16 protein-coding genes and 4 tRNA genes are annotated in these 22,341 nt (G+C 58.1%); 16 read left to right on the forward strand and 4 right to left on the reverse strand.

Features of this window, described 5'->3' with window-relative positions; translation table 11 throughout:
* Positions 1–143: 143 nt before the first annotated feature.
* On the forward strand, positions 144–2,324 hold the full coding sequence (locus tag BMZ63_RS06370; RefSeq protein WP_091703239.1) for a malate synthase G: 2,181 nt from the start codon (positions 144–146) through the stop codon (positions 2,322–2,324).
* Positions 2,325–2,531: 207 nt separating this feature from the next.
* On the opposite strand, the gene folD is transcribed toward BMZ63_RS06370, so the two are convergent.
* Positions 2,532–3,392, reverse strand: a complete 861-nt coding sequence (folD, locus tag BMZ63_RS06375; protein WP_091703242.1) for a bifunctional methylenetetrahydrofolate dehydrogenase/methenyltetrahydrofolate cyclohydrolase FolD — start codon at positions 3,390–3,392, stop codon at positions 2,532–2,534.
* A gap of 175 nt (positions 3,393–3,567) precedes the next feature.
* Here folD and BMZ63_RS06380 point away from each other — a divergent pair.
* From BMZ63_RS06380 to BMZ63_RS06425, 10 genes are all read left to right on the forward strand, one after another.
* A tRNA-Pro gene (locus BMZ63_RS06380) sits at positions 3,568–3,644 on the forward strand.
* A 32-nt stretch (positions 3,645–3,676) separates the two neighbouring features.
* Positions 3,677–3,753, forward strand: a tRNA-Arg gene (locus BMZ63_RS06385).
* Positions 3,754–3,841: 88 nt separating this feature from the next.
* Positions 3,842–3,917 (forward strand) — tRNA-His (locus BMZ63_RS06390).
* A gap of 53 nt (positions 3,918–3,970) precedes the next feature.
* Positions 3,971–4,055: transfer RNA gene (locus BMZ63_RS06395), tRNA-Leu, on the forward strand.
* 238 nt (positions 4,056–4,293) lie between these two features.
* Complete coding sequence (gene tig / locus BMZ63_RS06400) at positions 4,294–5,598, forward strand: trigger factor (RefSeq protein WP_091703245.1); 1,305 nt, start codon at positions 4,294–4,296, stop codon at positions 5,596–5,598.
* A gap of 154 nt (positions 5,599–5,752) precedes the next feature.
* Entirely contained in the window at positions 5,753–6,388 is a 636-nt protein-coding gene (clpP, locus tag BMZ63_RS06405) for an ATP-dependent Clp endopeptidase proteolytic subunit ClpP (RefSeq protein ID WP_091703248.1), read from the forward strand.
* Between the two features lie 78 nt (positions 6,389–6,466).
* A complete protein-coding gene (clpX, locus tag BMZ63_RS06410) occupies positions 6,467–7,750 on the forward strand; it encodes an ATP-dependent Clp protease ATP-binding subunit ClpX (RefSeq protein ID WP_091703251.1) in 1,284 nt (427 codons plus the stop codon).
* 164 nt (positions 7,751–7,914) lie between these two features.
* Complete coding sequence (gene lon / locus BMZ63_RS06415) at positions 7,915–10,332, forward strand: endopeptidase La (RefSeq protein ID WP_091703254.1); 2,418 nt, start codon at positions 7,915–7,917, stop codon at positions 10,330–10,332.
* A gap of 237 nt (positions 10,333–10,569) precedes the next feature.
* Positions 10,570–10,842 carry an HU family DNA-binding protein gene (locus BMZ63_RS06420; protein WP_091703257.1) on the forward strand — a complete coding sequence of 91 codons (273 nt, stop codon included), beginning with the start codon at positions 10,570–10,572 and terminating at the stop codon, positions 10,840–10,842.
* A gap of 139 nt (positions 10,843–10,981) precedes the next feature.
* Complete coding sequence (locus BMZ63_RS06425; RefSeq protein ID WP_091703260.1) at positions 10,982–12,826, forward strand: SurA N-terminal domain-containing protein; 1,845 nt, start codon at positions 10,982–10,984, stop codon at positions 12,824–12,826.
* A 151-nt stretch (positions 12,827–12,977) separates the two neighbouring features.
* Here BMZ63_RS06425 and BMZ63_RS06430 read toward each other — a convergent pair whose 3' ends face one another.
* A complete protein-coding gene (locus BMZ63_RS06430) occupies positions 12,978–13,850 on the reverse strand; it encodes a MurR/RpiR family transcriptional regulator (RefSeq protein WP_091703263.1) in 873 nt (290 codons plus the stop codon).
* Between the two features lie 217 nt (positions 13,851–14,067).
* Between BMZ63_RS06430 and zwf the strand changes: the two genes are divergently transcribed.
* From zwf to BMZ63_RS06445, 3 genes are read left to right on the forward strand one after another with little or no spacing between them, the layout of a single operon-like run.
* Positions 14,068–15,546, forward strand: a complete 1,479-nt coding sequence (gene zwf / locus BMZ63_RS06435) for a glucose-6-phosphate dehydrogenase (RefSeq protein WP_091703265.1) — start codon at positions 14,068–14,070, stop codon at positions 15,544–15,546.
* Positions 15,533–16,252, forward strand: coding sequence for a 6-phosphogluconolactonase (gene pgl / locus BMZ63_RS06440; protein ID WP_091703268.1), 720 nt, complete (start codon positions 15,533–15,535; stop codon positions 16,250–16,252). Before zwf ends, pgl begins: the two co-directional genes overlap by 14 nt.
* Positions 16,253–16,272: 20 nt before the next feature.
* On the forward strand, positions 16,273–16,932 hold the full coding sequence (locus BMZ63_RS06445) for a bifunctional 4-hydroxy-2-oxoglutarate aldolase/2-dehydro-3-deoxy-phosphogluconate aldolase (RefSeq protein WP_091703271.1): 660 nt from the start codon (positions 16,273–16,275) through the stop codon (positions 16,930–16,932).
* A gap of 4 nt (positions 16,933–16,936) precedes the next feature.
* Here the strand turns inward: BMZ63_RS06445 and pyk are convergent, their stop codons facing one another.
* Positions 16,937–18,385 (reverse strand): pyruvate kinase, encoded by a 1,449-nt coding sequence (gene pyk / locus BMZ63_RS06450; RefSeq protein WP_091703275.1) that lies wholly within the window; start codon positions 18,383–18,385, stop codon positions 16,937–16,939.
* 82 nt (positions 18,386–18,467) lie between these two features.
* Here pyk and edd point away from each other — a divergent pair, with 82 nt between their 5' ends.
* Positions 18,468–20,294, forward strand: a complete 1,827-nt coding sequence (gene edd, locus BMZ63_RS06455) for a phosphogluconate dehydratase (RefSeq protein WP_091703278.1) — start codon at positions 18,468–18,470, stop codon at positions 20,292–20,294.
* Entirely contained in the window at positions 20,294–20,893 is a 600-nt protein-coding gene (locus tag BMZ63_RS06460) for a uracil-DNA glycosylase family protein (protein WP_091703281.1), read from the forward strand. Before edd ends, BMZ63_RS06460 begins: the two co-directional genes overlap by 1 nt.
* 76 nt (positions 20,894–20,969) lie before the next feature.
* Here the strand turns inward: BMZ63_RS06460 and BMZ63_RS06465 are convergent, their stop codons facing one another.
* Positions 20,970–22,220, reverse strand: coding sequence for a substrate-binding protein (locus BMZ63_RS06465; protein ID WP_091703283.1), 1,251 nt, complete (start codon positions 22,218–22,220; stop codon positions 20,970–20,972).
* Between the last annotated feature and the right edge of the window lie 121 nt (positions 22,221–22,341).

The raw sequence follows: 22,341 nt of genomic DNA on the forward strand, positions 1-22,341 counted from the left end.
CGCACCAGGCTGGTGCGTCAAGAATGTGTACGGGAATGACCTTGTAAGGAAATTCCCGTACAATATGCGCTCGAATGATAACGCCCCCGTGCCGAGTGGTTTGGCAGGGGATAGGGAACACGAACCCATTGAGGCAGATAACGATGACAGAACGCGTAGAAATCGGCGGCATCAAGGTCGCAAAGAATCTCTATGATTTTGTGAATAATCAAGCGATTCCGGGTACCGGCATCGATCCTGACAAATTCTGGGCAGAATTCGACAAGATCGTAAACGAGCTGGCCCCGCGCAACCGTGAGCTGCTGGCCAAGCGTGACGAAATTCAGGAAAAAATGGACAGCTGGAACCGAGAGCACAAAGGTCAGAAGCTGGACATGGCCGAGTACAAGGCCTTCCTGAAGGAAATCGGCTATCTGGTTGATGAACCGGAAGACTTCAAGATTTCCACTGCCAATGTAGACCCGGAAATTGCCACCATGGCCGGCCCGCAGCTGGTTGTGCCGGTGATGAACGCCCGTTTCGCCCTGAACGCAGCCAATGCCCGCTGGGGTAGTCTGTACGACGCACTGTACGGCACCGACGCCATCTCCGAAGAAGACGGCGCCGAAAAAGGCAAGGGCTACAACCCGGTACGCGGCGCCAAGGTTATCGAGTGGGCCCGCAAGTTCCTGGATAACTCCGCTCCGCTGGCTTCCGGCAGCCACACCGATGCTGCCAAATACTATGTCGATGGCGGCAAGCTGGCGGTTAAGCTGCAGAATGGCGAGGTAACCGGCCTGCAGGATGAAGACGGTTTTGTTGGTTACACCGGTGCTGCCGATGAGCCGACCGGCGTTCTGCTGGTCAAGAACGGCATGCACTTCGAAATCCAGATCGATGCCAGCCATCCGATCGGTAAGGACGACGGTGCCAACGTCAAGGACGTGGTGCTGGAATCCGCCCTGACCACCATCATGGACTGCGAAGACTCCGTCGCCGCCGTTGATGCCGAAGACAAGGAACTGGCCTACAGCAACTGGCTGGGCCTGATGAAGGGCAATCTGGAAGAAACCTTCGAGAAAGGCGGCAAGACCATGACCCGCCGCATGAATCCGGACCGCGTATACACCGCCAAAGACGGCAGCGAAATGAGCCTGAAAGGCCGCAGCCTGATGTTCGTGCGTAACGTGGGTCATTTGATGACCAACCCTGCGGTCCTGCTGAAGGATGACAGCGAAGTGCCGGAAGGCCTGATGGACGGCCTGATCACCTCCCTGATCGCCATCCACGACCTGAAGAACGACGGCGACTACCAGAACAGCACCAAGGGTTCTGTGTACATTGTTAAGCCGAAGATGCACGGCCCTGAAGAGGTGGCCTTCACCAACGAATTCTTTGGCCGTGTGGAAGATGCGCTGGAGCTGCCGCGCAACACCCTGAAAGTCGGCATCATGGACGAAGAGCGTCGCACCACGGTGAACCTGAAAGCTTGTATCCACGCTGCCAAGGAGCGTGCCGTGTTTATCAACACCGGCTTCCTGGACCGCACCGGCGACGAGATCCACACCTCCATGGAGCTGGGTCCGTTCATCCGTAAAGGACCGATGAAGCAGGCTACCTGGATCAACGCCTACGAGCAGTGGAACGTGGACATTGGCCTGGAAACCGGTTTCTCCGGCGTTGCCCAGATCGGTAAAGGCATGTGGGCCATGCCGGACCTGATGGCAGGCATGCTGGAAGCGAAAATCGGCCATCCGAAAGCCGGTGCCAACACTGCCTGGGTTCCGTCTCCGACCGCCGCCACCCTGCACGCCACCCACTACCATCAGGTGAATGTATTTGAGGTGCAGAAAGAGCTGGCCAACCGTCAGCGCGCGGCTCTGGAAGACATTCTGACCGTGCCGGTGATGGACGATCCGTCCAAGCTGACCGCCGAGGAAATCCAGGAAGAGCTGGACAACGACGCGCAGGGTATCCTGGGCTACGTGGTTCGCTGGGTAGAGCAGGGCGTTGGTTGCTCCAAAGTGCCGGACATCAACGATATCGCCCTGATGGAAGACCGCGCGACACTGCGCATCTCCTCCCAGCTGCTGTGCAACTGGCTGCACCACGGTATCTGCACCGAAGAGCAGATCATGGAAACCATGAAGCGCATGGCCGCGATCGTGGACAAGCAGAACGAAGGTGACCCGGCGTACCGCAACATGGCGCCGAACTTCGATGACAGTATTGCCTTCCAGGCCGCTGTTGATCTGGTTCTGAAGGGTCGCGAGCAGCCGGCGGGTTACACCGAGCCGCTTCTGCACGCTTACCGTCAGAAGGCGAAAGCCAAGTACGGCCAATAATAGTTTGGTCAATAGCCGGTCGGAAAATCGACCGGACACAAAAAACCCCGCCTTGGCGGGGTTTTTTAATGCTTAAAGACTTCTTTGCCACTAAATCCACGAAAGAACACGAAAGTTAAAGGCGGACATTCCCTCTCCCCTTTGCGGGAGGGGGGGTTAGTGTTCTTTCGTGGATTTAGTGGCTAAACACTTCTGTTTATCAGTGTACTACTGGTTGGCGTGCAGCTCATTCGCTGAGTACAGCGTGTTCTCCAGCAGCGTGGCAATGGTCATCGGCCCCACACCACCCGGTACCGGCGTGATGTAGGCCGCCCGCTCTGCCGCTGCCTCAAAATCCACATCGCCGCACAGCTTGCCGTCGTCCTGCCGGTTGATGCCCACATCAATCACCGTGGCGCCGGGTTTAACCCATTCGCCCTTGATGATGCCTGGCTTGCCCACGGCGGCAATCAGGATATCCGCTTCACCCACGAATTTCTCCAGGTTGTCGGTAAACCGGTGGCACACGGTGGTGGTGGCGCCTTTAAGCAGCAGCTCCATACTCATGGGGCGGCCGACGATGTTGGAAGCGCCCACAATCACCGCGTGCTGGCCCTTGTAGGGGGTGTTGATGGAGTCGAGCAGGGTGATCACGCCGGCTGGTGTACACGGGCGCAGGGTGGGCTTGCGCTGCATGAGCCGGCCAATGTTGTAGGGGTGAAAGCCGTCAACGTCTTTGTCCGGGCGAATCTTTACCAGAATCGGGTCCGCGTCCAGGTGCCCGGGCAGCGGCAACTGCACCAGAATGCCATCGATGGCCGGGTTTTCGTTGAGCTCGTCAATCAGCGCTTCCAGGGCTTCCTGGGAGGTGTCCGCCGGCAGGTCATAGGCCAGTGACATGATGCCGGCCTCTTCACAGGCCTCGCGCTTTTTGCGCACATACACCTGTGAGGCGGCATCGTTGCCCACCAGCACCACCGCCAGTCCCGGGGCTCGAAGTCCTTTCTGTTTTCTGGCTTCAACGCCGGCCGCGACCTGCTGCCGGACCCGGGCGGCAATCTCTTTTCCGTTAATCAGTTTGGCGCTCATGTTCGTGTCTTGTCTGTTAGGCATGAATAAAAAAGAAGGTGCGGTATTGTCTCATGGTTCGGCGGGCAGGCCAATGTGGCGGATTTTCCGGTGATTTTTTAAAAGCAGGTTGACGAACGCCCCGGGCGCCGGTAATATGCGCGCCAACTTTGCTGAGGCACTTGTTGTTCAGTAACGGGGTATAGCGCAGTCTGGTAGCGCGCCTGCTTTGGGAGCAGGATGTCGGGAGTTCGAATCTCTCTACCCCGACCAATTTCTGGATATTCAGGTGGGCGAACGGTCAAGCGCCCGTAGCTCAGCTGGATAGAGCATCCGCCTTCTAAGCGGATGGTCGCAGGTTCGAGTCCTGCCGGGCGCGCCATACCCCGTATGGTTTGTACCGGACTCGCTTAAACAGCAAAGTTGATAGCAAAATATCAGAGTGTACCGATCGGTGCCTTGTCGATATGGTGGACGTAGCTCAGCTGGTAGAGCTCAGGATTGTGACTCCTGCGGTCGAGGGTTCGAACCCCTTCGTCCACCCCATTTTCCCCTTCATCCCATTCAGGCACCACGCTTGGCTGTGCGATGAATAGGCTGCTCGGGTGGCGAAATTGGTAGACGCGCCAGATTTAGGTTCTGGTTCCGAGAGGAGTGGGAGTTCGATTCTCCCCCCGAGCACCATTTTCGGTTTCTTTTCTGTGTTCCCCTTTTAATTGTCCCGCTCGTCCCCATCATCTGCTTTAGCTTTTTATTGCCAGTGATAAACCGGTGTTCCTGCATTCCGGGTGATTCTCTCCGCAGGGCAAACCGTGATAAACTATCGCCTTTTAATTTTGCATCCCTTTGGGGTAAAACGCCTCTTCCGGGATTTTGTTTTAATTTTCATTCACATACAGAATCTGTAATTTGAGGATCTTCCATGCAAGTGTCTGTTGAAACGACCTCCAACATCGAACGTCGGATGACGATTGGTGTGCCCGCCCAGGAAATTGACCAGGCGGTCCAGAAACGCCTGCAGGAAACAGCTCGTACTGTTCGCTTGAACGGCTTCCGTCCTGGCAAGGTGCCCATGAGCGTGGTGAAGCGTCGTTTCGGTGCCAGCGTTCGCCAGGAAGTGGTTGGCGAGGTTATGCGCGACAACTACATCAAGGCACTGCAGGAGCAGGACATCAATCCGGCGGGCTGGCCGCAGCTTGAGCCGAAAGTGATGGAAGAAGGCAAGGACCTCGAGTTCGTGGCGACTTTCGAAGTGCTGCCGGAAATCGAGCTGGGCGATCTGAGCAAGATCAATGTCGAGAAGCCGGTGTCCGAAGTGACTGACAAAGACATCGACAAGATGATCGACAATCTGCGTCGTCAGCAGGCCACCATGAAAGAAGTGAAGCGCAAGTCCAAGAACAAGGACATCGTGACCATCGACTTCAAGGGCTATGTTGACGGTGAAGAGTTTGAAGGCGGATCCGCAGAAGGCCATCGCCTGACTCTGGGCTCCGGCCAGATGATCCCGGGCTTCGAGAAGGCCATCGTGGGTGGCAAGGCTGGTGAAGAATTCCCGATCGAAGTGACTTTCCCGGAAGACTACCAGAGTGAAGATCTGGCGGGTAAAGACGCCAAGTTCGACATCAAGATCCACAAAGTCGAAGAACCGCAGCTGCCGGAAATGACGCCGGAATTCTTCAAGCAGTTCGGTATCGAAGCCGAAGACGAAGAAACCTTCCGCGAGGAAGTGAAAAAGAACATGGAGCGCGAGCTCAAGCAGGCGGTATCCAACAAGGTCAAGAACGACGTGGTTGAAGGCCTGCTGGAAGTGACCGAGCTGGAAGTGCCGAATGCACTGGTTGACCAGGAAATCGACCGTCTGCGTCAGGACGCGGTGCAGCGTTTCGGTGGCCAGGTGGACTTCCAGCAGTTGCCGAAGGAAATTTTCCAGGATCAGGCAACCCGTCGCGTGAAGACTGGTCTGCTGTTCCAGGAAGTGGTCAAGGCCAACGACCTGAAAGCCGAGCCGGAGCAGGTAGACGCGAAGATCCAGGAAATTGCGTCTACGTATGAACAGCCGGAAGAAGTGATTGAGCACTTCAACAACAACGCCGAGCAGAAGGCGCAGATCGAATCTGCGGTTCTGGAAGATGCGGTGGTTGACCATGTGCTGGAGCAGGCCAAGGTCAAGGAAAAGAAAATGAAGTACGAGGAAGCGGTTCAGGCCGGTCAGCCCCAGCGCTGATGGTCTCCGGGCATTGACGCCCGGGATCCGTTTTCAGGAAACAGCCGGTGTGTCCGGCTGTTTTCATCTGGGCTCAGTGGTGGCAAAGTACTGAAAAAGTATCTTCACGGCCTCCCGGGCCCCAGACCAATGTCCACGAGGAGTTCAGGCGCACATGACGCAGAAACCGATTGACGGCCCCACCATGATCACCAATTCCGGCCTGGTGCCGATGGTTATCGAGCAAACAGCACGCGGCGAGCGTTCTTTCGATATTTATTCTCGTCTGCTCAAGGAACGGGTAATTTTTCTGGTAGGCCCGGTCGAGGATCACATGGCCAACCTGGTGGTTGCCCAGCTGCTGTTCCTGGAATCCGAAAACCCGGACAAGGACATTCACCTGTACATTAACAGCCCGGGTGGCTCCGTGACTGCCGGTATGTCCATCTACGACACCATGCAGTTTATCAAGCCGGATGTTGCCACCTTGTGCGTGGGCCAGGCGGCCAGCATGGGCGCGTTCCTGCTTGCCGGTGGCGCGGAAGGCAAGCGGGCCTGCCTGCCGCATTCGCGGGTAATGATTCACCAGCCGCTTGGCGGCTATCAGGGGCAGGCCACGGACATCGAGATTCACACCCGTGAAATCCTGAAAATCCGTAACACCCTGAATACCCTGTTGGCGCACCATACCGGCCAGGACCTTGAAACCATCGCCCGGGATACCGATCGCGACAACTTCATGGATGCCACGCAGGCGAAGGATTACGGGTTGGTAGATACCGTACTTGATAAACGGGTATCGAATACTTAATACTGAAAATCATCGCACCATTCCTGGCCGGCATGAATTTTTAATCAGGGCCGGCCAATGAAGAACAGAGGTATTTCAATGGCAGATGAAAGAAACGGCAGCGGCGACGATAACGGCAAGTTGCTGTACTGCTCGTTTTGTGGAAAGAGCCAGCATGAAGTCCGTAAGCTCATTGCAGGGCCCTCGGTGTTCATCTGCGACGAGTGTGTCGACCTGTGCAATGACATTATTCGCGAGGAAATCCAGGAAAGCGCTCAGGAAGAGGCCAGTGATCGTCTGCCGACACCAGCCGAAATCCGCGACACCCTGAACGAATATGTTATTGGCCAGGACCGCGCCAAGATCGTGTTGTCGGTTGCCGTGTACAATCACTACAAGCGATTGCGTTACGGTGAGGGCAAAACCGATGTGGAGCTCGGCAAGAGTAACATTCTGCTGATTGGTCCCACCGGTAGCGGTAAGACCCTGCTCGCCGAGACCCTGGCGCGCATGCTCAATGTGCCGTTTACCATTGCCGATGCCACCACGCTGACCGAAGCGGGTTACGTGGGTGAGGATGTTGAAAACATCATCCAGAAGCTGCTGCAGAAATGCGATTATGATGTCGACAAGGCCCAGCGTGGCATTGTCTACATTGACGAAATCGACAAGATTTCACGCAAATCCGACAATCCGTCCATCACCCGTGATGTGTCTGGTGAGGGTGTGCAGCAGGCATTGCTGAAGCTGATCGAGGGCACGGTGGCGTCAGTTCCGCCACAGGGTGGTCGCAAACACCCGCAGCAGGAGTTCCTGCAGGTGGACACCACCAATATGTTGTTCATTTGTGGCGGCGCCTTCGCTGGCCTGGAGAAGGTCATTCAGGAGCGCTCCGACCGCAGTTCCATTGGCTTCTCGGCCACGGTCAAGAGCCAGGATGACAGCAAGAGCATTGGCGATATTGTTCAGCACGTGGAAACCGAGGATCTGGTTAAGTTCGGCCTGATACCGGAATTTGTCGGTCGCCTGCCGGTGGTGGCAACACTGACCGAGCTGGACGAAGCGGCTCTGGTCCAGATACTGACCGAACCCAAGAATGCGCTGACCAAACAGTATCAACAGCTGTTTGATATGGAAGGCGTGGAACTGGATTTCCGTGAAGAAGCATTGCGAGCCGTGGCACGCAAGGCGATGGAGCGGAAAACCGGCGCCCGTGGTTTGCGTTCGATTATGGAAGGCACCTTGCTGGACACCATGTACCAGATTCCGTCTGAACCGGATGTGACCAAGGTGGTGATTGACGAGAGCGTCATTCGGGGCGAATCCGAGCCGTTCAAGATCTACGCCAACAACGATCACGCCAAAGCGGTTCCGGATGACTGATTTCAATCCGGAATGAGCGTGATCAGAAAAGGGGCGGCAACGCCCCTTTTTGTTGTGACACCTGAAATGACCCTCCCGATTTTCCTGTCTCAGACGATTGCAATTTTTGTCAGCGCCCCAACAAAGGGTGATATGCTCAACGAAAGACCGTCAGAGGATTTCCTATGACCCGTACACCTGAACAACCCGTGCACGAATACCCGCTGTTGCCCCTGCGCGACGTGGTGGTGTTCCCGCACATGGTGGTGCCGCTGTTTGTGGGCCGCGACAAATCCATCCAGGCGCTGGAAGCCGCGATGGAGGGCAGCAAGGAGATTCTGCTGGTCGCCCAGAAAGACCCGGCCACCGATGAGCCGGGCCCGAAAGATGTTTTCTCCATGGGTACACTGGCCACGGTACTGCAGATGTTGCGGTTGCCGGACGGTACCGTGAAAGTGCTGGTGGAAGGCAATGCCCGGGCCAGTATTGATGAGATCGAGGAAGGGGAGTACCTGACTTCCCGGGCGGTGGTGCTGGATGACGAGCCGCTTCAGGAGCAGGAGGAAGAGGTACTGACCCGCACATTGATGGATGAGTTCGAGAAGTACGTGAAGCTCTCGAAAAAAGTCCCGTCGGAGGTCTCCAACGCGTTGACCGGCATTGAAGAGCTGGATCGCCTGGTGGACACCATGGCCTCGCACCTGGAAATGCGTATTCCCGAAAAGCAGGAACTGCTGGAAGCGATGGATCTGCGTACCCGGGTGGACCTGCTGATGGGCAAGCTCGACGGCGAGATTGACCTGATCGAGGTGGAAAAGCGCATCCGTGGCCGCGTGAAGAAGCAGATGGAGCGCAGCCAGCGCGAGTACTACCTGAACGAACAGATGAAGGCTATCCAGAAGGAAATGGGTAACCTGGGCGAAGGCAGTAACGACTTCGAAGAGCTGGAGCAGAAGCTTGAGGAAGCCAAGCTGCCCGAAGAAGCCAAAAAGAAAACCGAGGCGGAACTGAACAAGCTGAAAATGATGTCTCCCATGTCCGCCGAAGCCACGGTGGTCAGGGGCTACATTGACTGGATGCTGTCCATTCCGTGGAAGAAGCGCAGCCGAGTCCGGCACGATCTGGACAAGGCGCGGGAGATCCTCGACGAAGACCACTACGGTCTGGACGAGGTCAAAACCCGCATCCTCGAATACCTGGCGGTTCAGAGCCGGGTGAAGAAGATCAAGGGGCCGGTGCTCTGTCTGGTTGGCCCTCCTGGTGTGGGTAAAACCTCCCTGGGCCAGTCCATCGCACGGGCCACCAACCGCAAATACACCCGCATGGCCCTGGGTGGCGTGCGCGATGAAGCGGAAATCCGGGGTCACCGTAAAACCTATATCGGTGCTTTGCCGGGCAAGCTGATTCAGAAACTGTCCAAGGTGGGCGTGAAAAACCCGCTGTTCCTGTTTGATGAAATCGACAAGATGGGCATGGATCATCGGGGCGATCCGGCTTCCGCCTTGCTGGAAGTGCTGGACCCTGAGCAGAACCACACCTTCAACGATCATTATCTGGAAGTGGATTATGATCTTTCGGACGTGATGTTCGTGTGTACTTCCAACTCCATGAACATCCCGCCGGCCTTGCTGGACCGGATGGAGATTATCCGTATTCCGGGTTATACCGAAGACGAGAAGGTGAACATCGCCCTGCGTTACCTGCTGCCCAAGCAGATCAAGGCCAACGGCCTGCGCAAGGACGAGCTGGAGATGCCGGAAAGCACCGTGCGTGACCTGATTCGCTACTACACACGGGAAGCCGGTGTGCGGGGCCTGGAGCGCGAGATCGCCAAGATCTGCCGCAAGGTGGTGCGTGAGAACGTGGAGAAGAAAGAGCAGTCCACACTGGTGCTCAAGCCCGAGATGCTGGAAGACTATTCCGGTGTTAAGCGCTTCAACTTCGGCCTGGCGGAAGAAAAGAACCAGATCGGGCAGGTAACCGGTCTGGCCTGGACCTCGGTGGGTGGTGAGCTGCTGACCATCGAGGCGGCACTGACCCCGGGCAAGGGCCGGGTGGTGAAAACCGGTTCGCTGGGTGATGTCATGCAGGAGTCCATCCAGACCGCCCTGACGGTGGTGCGTAGCCGGGCCGCTGGCCTGGGTATTGCCGATGATTTCCATGAAAAGCATGACCTGCACATCCACGTACCGGAGGGTGCGACCCCGAAAGATGGCCCGAGTGCCGGTATTGGCATGTGTACCGCTCTGGTTTCGGCCTTGACCCGGATTCCCATCCGGGCAGACGTGGCCATGACCGGTGAAATCACCTTGCGTGGTCGCGTTCTGGCCATTGGCGGGCTCAAGGAGAAGCTGCTGGCGGCCCACCGTGGCGGCATCAAGACCGTTCTGATTCCGGATGAAAATGTTCGTGATCTCAAGGAGATACCGGCGAACGTCAAGGAGTCGCTGGAAATACGGCCAGTGAAGTGGATTGACGAGGTGTTGGATATCGCACTGGAATATCCCCCCGAGCCAAGCGCGGTGGAAGCGGCTTCGGATTCCGGCTCTTCCAAACCCGGTGACGAGTCCACAGATGCGGCAGAGCGCATAAATACGCACTGATACCACCGCCAATTGTTGACATGCCTGAGAGCCCGTTGGTATAACTGTTTCGCCGTGAAACAGCCAGTACCAAGGGCTCCCGCGCATTTTGTGCCTATTCCGATCACCGGTGCTCAGCCGAAAGGAATAAGAAAACAGAAGAATGGAATTCTCCGACCGCTTATGCGATAGTCGAGAACGTCCGCGAAAAATAATCCGACCCATAACATCTTCAACCTGAAATCGAAGGGGTTTAGTGTGAACAAGTCCGAACTTATCGATGCCATTGCCGAGTCTGCCGACATTTCCAAAGCCGCCGCTGGTCGCGCTCTGGATGCCATGACCGACTCAATCACCGGTGCTCTGAAAGAAGGCGATCAGGTAACCCTGATTGGCTTTGGTACCTTTTCTGTAAAAGAGCGTGCTGCCCGCACCGGTCGCAACCCGCAGACCGGCGCAGAAATCCAGATTCCGGCTTCCAAAGTGCCGGGATTCAAGGCAGGCAAGGCCCTGAAAGACGCCGTTAAGTAAAGGCTCTTTGACAGTTCTCTTCAGCGGGGGCTGTTGCAGGAATTCAAGGCGCATACCGTAACCGGGTGCGCCTTTTTGCGTTACATAGACGCCACCCCTGGAACGCCTCCAGGACCTTGAACAGGAATTCGGGAACAACATGCTTCAAGATATTCGGGCGAACGCCCAAGGTACCATTGCCAAGATTATCGTTGGCCTTCTGATTATCTCGCTGTCGATCTGGGGGATGGACGCCATTATTGGCGGCTTCTCCGGAGAGCCCTCCGTGGCATCGGTGAACGGTAACGACATCACGGAGCGTGAATTCCTGCGCACGGTTCAGATGGAAAGCCAGCAGCGTTTGCAGCAAATGGACAATCCCGATCCGTCTCTGCTGGATGATGACCAGATCCGCCAGGATGTCCTGGAGGGGCTGATTATTGAAGCCGTCCTGGCCCAGGACGCGCAGAATCAGGGCCTGGAGCTGACCGAGCAGGATATTGATGCACTGATCACCCAGATGCCTCAATTCCAGGTTGACGGACAGTTCAATCGTGATCGCTTCGTATCGGCCGTTCGCAATGCCGGTATGGGTGTCGCGGAATTCCGGGAAATGATGCGCAAGAGCTATGTCGTGAATCAGATTCGCACGGCTATTGCCCAGAGCGCGCTGGTTGCGCCCCAGAATGCCGAGCAGTTGCTGGCGATTCAGGATCAGACCCGTGATTTCCGGATTCTGACGGTCTCTGCGGATAGCGTTGCCGACGACGTCGAGGTCACCGAAGCCGACATCGAAAGTTATTATCAGGAGCATCGCGATGAATTCCGTTTGCCGGAACAGATCGATGCTGCCTACATCACCCTGTCCCAGGAGGCGCTGGCCAAGGCCGTGGATGTCTCAGAGGCAGAGGTTCGCGAGTACTATAACCAGCAGGCCGAGGAGTACGCCCGTGAAGAACGCCGCGCTTCCCATATCCTGATCGAGGCCGGTGACCAGGCGGACGAAACCATCACTACCATCCAGCAGCGTCTGGAGGAGGGTGATTCTTTTGCGGAGTTGGCGGAAGAGTATTCCACCGATACCGTTTCGGCCCGTGAAGGCGGTGATCTGGGCTTCGCCGGTCGTGGCGTGTTTGACGAAACGTTTGAAAACGCGCTGTTTGAACTTGAACAGGGTGAGGTGTCGGGACCGGTGGAAACCGCGTTTGGCGTGCATCTGATCAAGCTTGAAGAGATTCGTCGTACCGATCCGCCCTCCTTCGATGACCTCAAAGAAGAGCTTCGGCGGGAACTGGCGCGCTCAAAAGCCAAAGACCGCTTCGCCGAAGCCCGGTCACAGCTGGCGGATGCCGCCTATGCGGCAGACGACCTGCAAGGCCCCGCGGAGGAACTCGGGCTGCAGGTGCAGACGGTTGACGGAGTGACCCGTGACGGCGGTCCGGAGCCATTTGACCATGCCGGTCTGGTTCGTCAGCTCTATTCCGACGATGTGCTGGAAGGTGGTTACAACACCGAACTGGTGGACGTGGCCGACAATGTGTCTGTTGTCGCCCGAGTGCGCGAGTATCAGGAACCCAAGCAGCAGGAGCTGGCGGAAGTTCGCGAGGAAATTCGCGACATTGTAAGGGCACGGAAAGTGCGTGAGGCGCTGTCCGAACGGGCGCAGGTACTCGCCGATCGTGTTGAGGCCGGTGAGCAACCGATGGAGGACCAGTGGCAGCGCTTTGAAGATCAGGGGCGTAGTGGTATCCAGCTGGATACCAGCGTGGTGCAGAAGGTGTTTTCCATGAAGCGGCCGGAACAGGGTGAGTCGGTGGTTGATACTGCCGTAACCGACAGTCAGGCAACCGTAATTGCCCTGGAAGCGGTAAATCAGCCAGAGGTCGAGCGGGATGACCAGCAGTACCGCCAGCTAAGGGACTTTCTGGCACAAATGGAAGGCCAGCGTGAGTATCAGGCGTACCAGCAGTATCTGCGGGACAACGCCGAAATCGAGCGTAACTGATTACCGGCCATACCAGGCTAATCACCGTGAAACAAAAAAGGGTGCCCGATGCAGGCACCCTTTTTTTATGCAAGTTCGAGTTCTGTGCGAGTCCGAAGCCCCATGGAGGGCTGAGTGTTTGTCCCTCGCGGCCAGCGGCTGCCGGGTGTGGTTATTGCAAGGGAAAGCGGGTGGGCTTCAGGCTTTCCTTGATTTTGCGCAGGTGCTCGAGAAAATCCGGCCCGCGTTTGAGTGTGACTCCGGTGGCCAGCACATCAATGACGGCCAGTTGAATAATGCGCGAGGTCATGGGCATATAGACCTCGGTATCTTCCGGGGCGGTCACTCCGAGCACCGCCGTACAGGCTTCAGCCAGGGGCGAATCCGGGTTGGTGATGCCGATTACCGTGGCGCCGTTACTGCGGGCCAGGTGGGCGATCTCAACGGTTTCCCGGGTGCGGCCGGTGTAGGAGATCAGCACAATCGCATCCCCCACGCTGGCGCCCGCCGCCAGCATGCGCTGCATGAGCGTGTCATCGTAGAACGACACCGGGATGTTGAAGCGGAAAAACTTGTGCTGGGCATCCATGGCCACAGAGGCGGAACCGCCGGTACCGAAAAAGCTGATCTGTTTGGCCTGGATGAGGTAATCAACCACCGTGGCAATCGCTTCCGGGTCCAGTGACTGGCGGGCCTTGTCCAGGCTGGCGATGGTGGTCAACATGATTTTATCGGTAAATTCAGCGGCGGTGTCATCCGGCTCAATGTTCTGCCCCACGTAGGGTGTGCCGGTGGCAATGCTCTGGGCCAGGCGTATCTTGAAGTCGGGGAAGCCGGTGGCGGAGAAGCCACGGCAGAACCGGTTCACCGTTGGCTCGCTGACATCGGCGGCCCGGGCCAGGGCCGCGATACTGTACCGGGTGGCGGCACTGGGGTCCCTGAGAATGGCCTCGGCCACCTTGCGTTCGGATTTGTTCAGGCGCGGCAGTCGCTCCTGAATCTGATCGATCAGGTTATCGTCTCTGCGGCCGGTGTGATCCACCATGAGGCGTGAACTCCTGTTATGTTGTACTCACGTAGGAACAGTATACCTTGTTGAGGGTGTCCTTTGGGTAGTAAAACCATCAAATGTTGGTTGTTGCTCTCAGATAATGAGAATTCCGGAAAAAATTTAGCTAAAGTTACAACATGAGCAGTGGCGTGACGGGCACCACACAGGATCCCAAGGTCACCGGCTCCGTTGGCACAACAGAGGGAAAACCATGGCAGCTAAGCATACGGCCTCCTGCGATCTGATGGTGTTCGGGGCCTTGGGCAACCTGGCGCGCCGCAAGCTGTTCCCGGCCCTGTTCCAGTTGGACAAAGCCGGTCTGCTGGCGCCGGAGAACCGCATCCTGGCGATTGCCCGGCGTGATCTCGACACCAGCGAGTTGCGTGCGGAGCTGGTGCGTGAGCTGCGGGCGCAACACGAGCCTGAAACCGACGAAGTGGATGATGCAGCGCTGGATGCCTTCGTCCGCCGGGTGGATTATTGCCGGCTGGATTTTACCGAAACCGAAAGCTTCAACCGCCTGAACGACTGGCACAATACTGAGCATGAACTGATTGTCTATATGGCCACTCCTCCGTCCATGTACGGGGTGATTGCCCGCAACCTGCGCGCCCGGGACTGTTGCACCGAGCGCACCCGGGTTGTCGTGGAGAAGCCTATCGGCCATGACCTGGAGTCTTCCCGGGTGATCAATGACGAGCTGGCGGAGGTCTACCGGGAAAACCAGCTGTTTCGCATTGACCATTATCTGGGCAAGGAAACCGTTCAGAATCTGATCGCCTTGCGTTTTGCCAATAACCTGTTTGCTTCCCAGTGGGACCAGAACCACATCTCCCATGTAGAGATCACCGTGGCTGAAAGCGTGGGTATTGAGGGTCGCTGGGGCTATTTTGACCAGGCCGGGCAGCTGCGGGACATGGTCCAGAGTCATTTGCTGCAGTTGCTGTGCCTGATTGCCATGGATCCGCCGTCGGATTTGTCTGCCGACAGCATCCGTGACGAAAAGGTAAAAGTGCTCAAGGCCCTCAAACGCATTACGCCGGACATGATGGAACAGTATGTGGTGCGTGGGCAGTATACCGCTGGCACCAGCGAAGGCAGGCCGGTGCCGGGGTATCTGCAGGAGGAAGGAGCTGATCACCGCAGCAGCACGGAAACGTTTGTGGCCCTGAAAGTGGAAATTGATAACTGGCGCTGGGCGGGCGTGCCTTTTTATATAAGGACCGGCAAGCGCCTGCCGGAGAAATATTCGCAGATTGTTATCCACTTCAAGCCGGCACCGCACTATATCTTTGATCCGGACCAGAAGCATCTGGCCAATAATAAACTGATTATTCGCCTGCAGCCGGATGAAGGCATGTCGTTGCGCATACTCACCAAGGATCAGGGCCTGGACAAGGGCATGCGGCTACGCCAGGGCCCACTGGAGCTGACATTTTCAGAAACGTTTGAAACCGGCCGCATTCCCGACGCCTACGAACGTCTGCTATGGGAGATTTTCCGGGGCAACCAGTATCTGTTCGTGCGCCGTGACGAGGTGGAGCACGCCTGGCGCTGGGTCGATCAGATAATCCGCAATTGGCGTGACAGCGGGGACGCACCCAAGCGTTATGCCGCCGGCACCTGGGGTCCGGTGGCCTCGATTGCCATGATTACCCGTGATGGCCGGAGCTGGTATGAAGAAGCCTGAGCTCAAGCTTCCGGAGGGTGTGTCGTTCCTGCCGGCCACCAATGCCCGGGAAGCGGCCAATGCATTGGCAGAGGAGGTCGCTGCCGTCTTGTCGTCACGCCTGGCCCTGGCTGGCACTGCGTCGCTGGTGGTCTCCGGCGGCACTACGCCGGTACCTTTTTTCCAGGCACTGGCCCGCAAGGAGTTGGACTGGTCCCGGGTGACTGTACTTCTGGCCGACGAACGCTGGGTACCGGAATCCGATGAAGCCAGTAACACGGCATTGGTGAAGCGTCATTTACTACAGCATCATGCCAGTGCCGCCCGTTATCTGAGCCTGACCGAGCCCGGGGAAGGGCTGGATCAGGCGCTGCCTGTGATTGAACAACGCCTTGAACGGTTGGCGCTGCCCCTGGATGTGCTGGTTTTGGGCATGGGCAATGACGGCCATACGGCGTCGTTGTTTCCGACGGCACAGGAGCTGCCCCATGCTCTCTCGCCGCCGGCCAACCAGAGGGTAATGGCCATGAGGCCATCCGGGCAGCCGTACGAGCGTATCACCCTGACGCTGCCGGTCCTGCAGAATGCCGGCTACACGGCCTTACTGGTTAAAGGGCCGGACAAGCTGGCGACGCTGGAGCAAGCCGCCAGGGCGTGTGACCAGGTTGCAGCAATGCCCGTTCGGGCTTTTATCAAGCCAGGCCTCAAGGTTTATTGGAGCCCCTAGTTTCTATCCGGAGAGCGGTTATGTCCAAGGTTTGTCACGAACACCAGCAGCGGATTCACCAGATCCTGTCGACCTGTCCCCTGCTGCCGGTCATCACCATTCACGATCCGGAAACAGCGGTGCCTTTGTGCCGTGCACTGGTGGAAGGTGGGGTAAGGACATTGGAAATCACCTTGCGCACCTGTCACGGGTTGCAGGCCATTCGTGAGGTTCGCCAGGCATTGCCACAAGCCATCGTTGGCGCCGGCACGGTCACCTGCACCCAGCAGTACCGGCAGGCAGAGCTGGCCGGAGCTCAGTTTGTCATTACCCCCGGAGTTACCGAAGCAGTGCTGGATTTCGCCATCACCGCACCGGTGCCGTTGTTGCCGGGGGTCGCCACGCCATCCGATCTGATGCTGGGGTACAGCCGTGGCTACCGACAGTTCAAGTTTTTCCCGGCGGAAGTGGCGGGTGGCACGGCGGCGCTCAAAGCGTTTGCCGGCCCGTTCCCCGATGTGGGGTTCTGCCCGACCGGGGGCATCAGGCAGAGCACAGCGGGGGATTACCTGGCGCTGAGTAATGTGGCTGCGGTGGGAGGCAGTTGGCTGACACCGGCAGAACTGATCGCCGAACACAACTGGCAGGGTATTGCCGAACTGGCAAAAGCCAGTCTGGCGGGCCTGGAGCCCGCCGGATGAACCCTTAGCTGATCGGGCTGCCCACGCGCACAATCTTCATGCTGTTGGTGCCGCCCTGGGCGTTGGCATAGTCGCCCTTGGTGATAATCACCAGGTCGCCATCCTGCACCACGCCCTGTTCCCTGAGTTTCTCCACGGCCAGGGTGTTCACCTGTTCATTGGCCAGGGTGGCCGTGTCGAAGGGGATGGTTTGCACGCCCCGGTACAGCACAACCCGGTGCTGGGTGGTGTGGTTCCGCGAGTAGGCGAAAATTGGCAGACTGGACTTGATCCGTGACATCAGCCTGGGTGTGGAGCCCGTCTCGGTCAGACAGATGATGGCGGATACGCCCTGGAGGTGGTTGGCGGCATACATGGCAGACAGGGCAATGGCTTCGTCCACCTGCACCATGTCCTGGTGAATCCGGTGCTTGGACTGGTGCATGGACGGGTGGCGCTCGGCCCCCACACAAATACGCACCATGGCCTCCACGGCTTCACGGGGGTAGTCACCCACGGCGGTTTCCGCCGACAGCATGACCGCATCGGTATAATCCATCACTGCGTTGGCGACGTCCGACACCTCCGCCCGGGTAGGCATGGGGTTGGTGATCATGGATTCCATCATCTGTGTGGCGGTAATGACCGCCCGGTTCAGTACCCGTGCACGGGCAATGATGTGTTTCTGTACCGCCACCAGTTCCGCATCACCGATTTCCACCGCAAGATCACCACGGGCGACCATGACCGCATCCGAAGCCCGGATGACATCGTCCAGTGCTTCATTGTCGTGAGCCAGTTCGGCCCGCTCGATCTTTGCCACCAGACCGGCTTCGGAACCGGCTTCCCGTAGCAACTGGCGGGCCGTGTGCATGTCGTCAGCAGTGCGCACAAAGGAAACGGCCACATAATCGGCACCCAGGCGGGCCGCGGTGACAATGTCGCGCTTGTCTTTGTCGGTCAGGGCGTTGGCTGACAGGCCGCCGCCACGCTTGTTCAGGCCCTTGTTGTTCGACAGAGGACCACCGATCAGCACCCTGGAGGTGATGCTGTGGTCATCCACCCCGGTGACTTCCATTTCGATGCGGCCGTCGTCCAGCACCAGAACGTCACCCGGGCTGACGTCGTTAATGAGGTTTTCGTAATCGATGCCAACCCGCTCTTCGGTACCTGCATCTTTGTCCATGCTGGCGTCGAGAACAAAACTCTGGCCACGGGTCAGGTTGATCTTGTTATTGGCGAATCGGGCAATGCGCAGCTTAGGCCCCTGCAAATCCGCCAGCAGGGCAACAAAACGGCCTTGCCGGGCGGCGGTTTCACGCACCCGGCGGGCGCGTTCCATATGCTCTTCGGCACTGCCATGGGAAAAATTAAGTCGGGTTACATCAACGCCGGCGGCAATCACATTCTCCAGCATATCGGGGCTGTCGGTGGCCGGGCCCAGCGTGGCGACAATCTTGGTACGTCTGAGCATAGGTGGAATCCTTGAATCTATGTGTTATGAGTAATGGCAATGGCAGTAAACTGTCATCAATCATGATCACCGGAGACACTGCATGCATCCTACCGTAGAGCTGGTTACCCAACGGATTGTCGAACGCAGCCGGCGTACCCGGCAGGTCTATCTGAGCCGGATGAATGAACTGGCCGCCAGGGCGCCCCATCGTGGCACCTTGTCCTGCGGTAATCTCGCCCATGGTTTTGCAGCCTGCGGGCAGAGCGATAAAAATACCCTGAAACTGATGAGCAGCGCCAATGTGGCGATGGTGTCAGCATACAATGACATGCTCTCGGCTCACCAACCCTACCAGCGCTTTCCCGATGTTATCCGGGAGGCGGCTCACGGCATGGGCTCGGTGGCGCAATTCGCCGGTGGTACGCCGGCCATGTGCGATGGAGTGACCCAGGGGCAGCCGGGTATGGAACTGAGCCTCTTTTCCCGTGACACCATTGCCATGAGCACCGCCATAGCCCTGAGCCACAACATGTTCGATGCCGTCATGCTACTGGGCATTTGTGACAAAATTGTGCCCGGGCTGTTGATTGGTGCCCTGAGTTTCGGCCACCTGCCAACCATTCTGGTGCCGTCCGGTCCCATGCCCTCGGGGTTGCCCAACAAGGAAAAACAGCGCATTCGCCAGCTTTACGCGGAAGGCAAGATTGGCCGGGACGAGCTGCTGGAAGCCGAGAGTCAATCCTATCACAGCCCAGGCACCTGCACGTTCTATGGCACGGCCAACAGCAACCAGTTACTGGTGGAAGTCATGGGCTTGCACCTGCCGGGCGCCGCGTTTGTGCATCCCGACACGCCGTTACGGGATGCTTTGACCCGTGCCGCCACCGAGCAGGTCATTCGCCTTTCACGTCCCCAGGGTGGCCAGTTGGGGCTGGGCCACATGGTCGATGAGAAGTCGATCGTCAACGCTCTGGTGGCACTGCTGGTGACCGGCGGCTCCACCAACCACACCATCCACTGGATCGCCATTGCCCGGGCCGCCGGTATCCTCATTGACTGGGATGACTACGCCGAGCTGTCGGCGGTGGTGCCGGCCATGACCCGCATCTACCCGAATGGCGAGGAGGATGTAAATGCGTTTCACCAGGCCGGTGGCACCGGTTTTCTGATCCGTGAGCTGTTGAATGAAGGCTTCCTGCATAACGATGTGCAGACGGTGGTCGGGCAGGGACTGGATCGCTATGCCCGCATGCCGGTGTTGCAGGAAGGGCATCTGGTCTGGCAGCCAGCCAGTGAAACCAGCGGCAACCGGGGTGTTCTCAGAAGTGCTGCCGAACCGTTTGCGCATAATGGAGGCTTGAGAGTGCTTGAAGGCAACCTGGGACGGGGGGTGATCAAGGTCTCGGCCGTGGTACCTGAACACCGCACGGTTAGGGCTCCGGCACGGGTGTTTGAGGATCAGCACAGTGTGAAAGAGGCGTTTGAAGCCGGCGAGCTTGACCGGGACTGTGTGGTGGTGGTGCGTTTTCAGGGCCCGAAAGCCAATGGCATGCCGGAGCTGCACAAGCTGACTCCCTACCTGGGTGTCCTGCAGGACCGGGGTTACCGGGTGGCTCTGGTAACCGACGGGCGGATGTCCGGTGCATCCGGTAAGGTGCCGGCGGCGATTCACGTTTACCCTGAGGCATTTGATGGCGGCCCGTTGGCCAGGGTGTGTGACGGCGATGTCATCACGATGGACGCCGACAGAGGGCTGCTGGCGGTGGAAGTGCCTGAATCCCAGTGGTCAGCCCGGGAATCCGCCCGGCCGGATTTGTCGGATTGCTGGCACGGTTACGGGCGGGAGCTGTTTGCCGGTTTCCGCCGTTCTGTCGGTCACCCGGAGGCCGGAGCCAGCTTTTTCTGGAACGATGAAGGTGGCGTGTGATGTCACAATCGTTATCCGACTTGTCTTTTGATGAGCTGGTGCGACAGGTTCGCGCCTGCCGGATCTGCGAGCAGGCCTTGCCCCATGAACCCCGCCCCGTGGTGCAATTGAGCGAATCGTCCCGGATCCTGGTCGTTGGGCAGGCACCGGGCCGGCGGGTGCATGAAACCGGCTTGCCGTTTAATGACCCCAGCGGTGACCGACTGCGGGACTGGATGGGCGTTACCCGGGATACCTTTTATGATGAACAGCAGATGGCGATTTTGCCCATGGGTTTTTGTTATCCCGGTACAGGCAAGTCCGGTGACCTGCCACCTCGCCCGGAATGTGCGCCCGCCTGGCGCGAGGCGCTGCTGGCCAGGCTGGAAAAGATTGAGCTGACACTGGTGATTGGACGTTACGCCCATGACTGGCATTTGCCGGGTAAAGGCAGGCCGTTAACCGATAACGTCCGCAACTGGCGCGAGTTCTGGCCGAAGCTGGTGCCCATGCCGCATCCGAGCCCGCGCAACAATCTCTGGCTCCGCAAGAACCCCTGGTTCGAGCAGGAGGTGGTGCCGGCACTGCGGGAGCGTGTGCGGGCCCTGCTGGCAAGCTGACTCCCCCGGAATGTTCTCCCATAAAAAAAGCACCCCGAGGGGTGCTTTTGAGGTTTTCTGCGTGCCGGTTTCGGGCTTACAGGGTCAGGGGCTTGCCGGCTTCACGGCGCCGCTGCTCCCACTCCTCGCGGGTCTGGGCGGCTTCATCGCCCGGCATGGAGTGAATGATGTCGAAGTAATCGGCGGCGTACTCATCTTCGACAATGGTGTTGCGTGGTTTGATTTTTACCACATGCACCGTCTGGACGTTCTGGTGGTCAAACTCGCGCCAGTATTGCTCGTCCTTCAGGAATGAGTAACGGTGGCCTTCCAGAGCCTTGATGACTGCCTGGGTGTTGGTCGTGCCGGCGCGTTCCACGGCATCCTTGTACTGATAGAGAATGCTGTAGGCCGAGGCCCCCGAGGAAGACGGGCGCATGGAATAACGCTCGGAGAACGCCTCCACAAATTGCTGGCCGCGCGGATAATCATGCTCGTAGGGCAGGTTCCAGACCCACGGGGTGCCGCCGATAATGCCTTCCATGATCGTTGGGCCGACCTGCGCCGCCATGCCGAGGGTCAGGTTCGGCACCACTACCTGCATGCGTTTGGTCAGGCCCATGTCGTAGGCCACATCCAGTGCGCGCACCATATCATCGCCAAACAGCACCAGTACCAGTACCTTGGCATCGCTCTGTTCGGCTTCCTCCAGCGCCCGCCGGAAATCGGTAATCAGGGCACGGGGGAAGGGGGTTTTCACCCCTTTGTGCTGCTCCGTGTCCTGGGTATCCGAGAAACGGCGCACGGACTCTTCCACGGACCAGCCCCAGGTGTAATCGGCGGTCACGTAGAAATATTCTTCATCGGCGTGGTTTTCTTTCAGGTAACCGCTGAGCGCCTTGGCGGTCATCCAGGCGTTGTATGGCTCCCGGAACATGTGGGTGTGGCCTTCACTCCCCGTGGTGGCGTTGGAGTAGGTCAGGGTGCCGAAGTAAAGCCGGTTCCGGTCCCGGGCGGCCTTGCCGGAGGAAATGGCCACGGCACTGGAAACACCGCCAAAAACCATACTGACGCCATGGCGGTCAATCAGCTCGGCGGTATTCCGGGCGCCACGCTCGGGTTCGCCCCGGCTGTTGCGAATGACCAGTTCCACTTCCCGGCCCAGGATGCCGCCGGCCTTGTTGATCTCGTCAACAGCCAGGAAGGCAGCCAGTCGCTGCTGCAGGCCCTGTTCTTTATAGCGCCCCGTTTGCGGGTAGTTCAGTCCGATCTTGAGTGTTTCCGCGGACACAGTTGTACAACTCAGCAGTACCAGGCATGCCGAGAGCAGGATTTTCCTGAAAGTCATTACGGTTGGCCTCCGATGTCATTAAAACCGCTTTAGCGGGCTCTTATTATTATTTCCCGGGTAGCTAGCTAGTGTCCGCCGAAGGGTAGCACGCAACAATGGGACTAAAGTGTGAGGGCTG

Origin of the sequence: Marinobacter persicus (genome assembly GCF_900114155.1) — a bacterium.
Classification (GTDB): domain Bacteria; phylum Pseudomonadota; class Gammaproteobacteria; order Pseudomonadales; family Oleiphilaceae; genus Marinobacter; species Marinobacter persicus.

Excerpts from the sequence above, each read along its gene's own strand:
- BMZ63_RS06370 (WP_091703239.1), top strand. The coding sequence starts at position 144 with ATGACAGAACGCGTAGAAATCGGCGGCATCAAGGTCGCAAAGAATCTC.
- folD (WP_091703242.1), bottom strand. The coding sequence starts at position 3,392 with ATGAGCGCCAAACTGATTAACGGAAAAGAGATTGCCGCCCGGGTCCGG.
- tig (WP_091703245.1), top strand. The coding sequence starts at position 4,294 with ATGCAAGTGTCTGTTGAAACGACCTCCAACATCGAACGTCGGATGACG.
- clpP (WP_091703248.1), top strand. The coding sequence starts at position 5,753 with ATGACGCAGAAACCGATTGACGGCCCCACCATGATCACCAATTCCGGC.
- clpX (WP_091703251.1), top strand. The coding sequence starts at position 6,467 with ATGGCAGATGAAAGAAACGGCAGCGGCGACGATAACGGCAAGTTGCTG.
- lon (WP_091703254.1), top strand. The coding sequence starts at position 7,915 with ATGACCCGTACACCTGAACAACCCGTGCACGAATACCCGCTGTTGCCC.
- BMZ63_RS06425 (WP_091703260.1), top strand. The coding sequence starts at position 10,982 with ATGCTTCAAGATATTCGGGCGAACGCCCAAGGTACCATTGCCAAGATT.
- BMZ63_RS06430 (WP_091703263.1), bottom strand. The coding sequence starts at position 13,850 with ATGGTGGATCACACCGGCCGCAGAGACGATAACCTGATCGATCAGATT.
- zwf (WP_091703265.1), top strand. The coding sequence starts at position 14,068 with ATGGCAGCTAAGCATACGGCCTCCTGCGATCTGATGGTGTTCGGGGCC.
- pgl (WP_091703268.1), top strand. The coding sequence starts at position 15,533 with ATGAAGAAGCCTGAGCTCAAGCTTCCGGAGGGTGTGTCGTTCCTGCCG.
- BMZ63_RS06445 (WP_091703271.1), top strand. The coding sequence starts at position 16,273 with ATGTCCAAGGTTTGTCACGAACACCAGCAGCGGATTCACCAGATCCTG.
- pyk (WP_091703275.1), bottom strand. The coding sequence starts at position 18,385 with ATGCTCAGACGTACCAAGATTGTCGCCACGCTGGGCCCGGCCACCGAC.
- edd (WP_091703278.1), top strand. The coding sequence starts at position 18,468 with ATGCATCCTACCGTAGAGCTGGTTACCCAACGGATTGTCGAACGCAGC.
- BMZ63_RS06460 (WP_091703281.1), top strand. The coding sequence starts at position 20,294 with ATGTCACAATCGTTATCCGACTTGTCTTTTGATGAGCTGGTGCGACAG.
- BMZ63_RS06465 (WP_091703283.1), bottom strand. The coding sequence starts at position 22,220 with ATGACTTTCAGGAAAATCCTGCTCTCGGCATGCCTGGTACTGCTGAGT.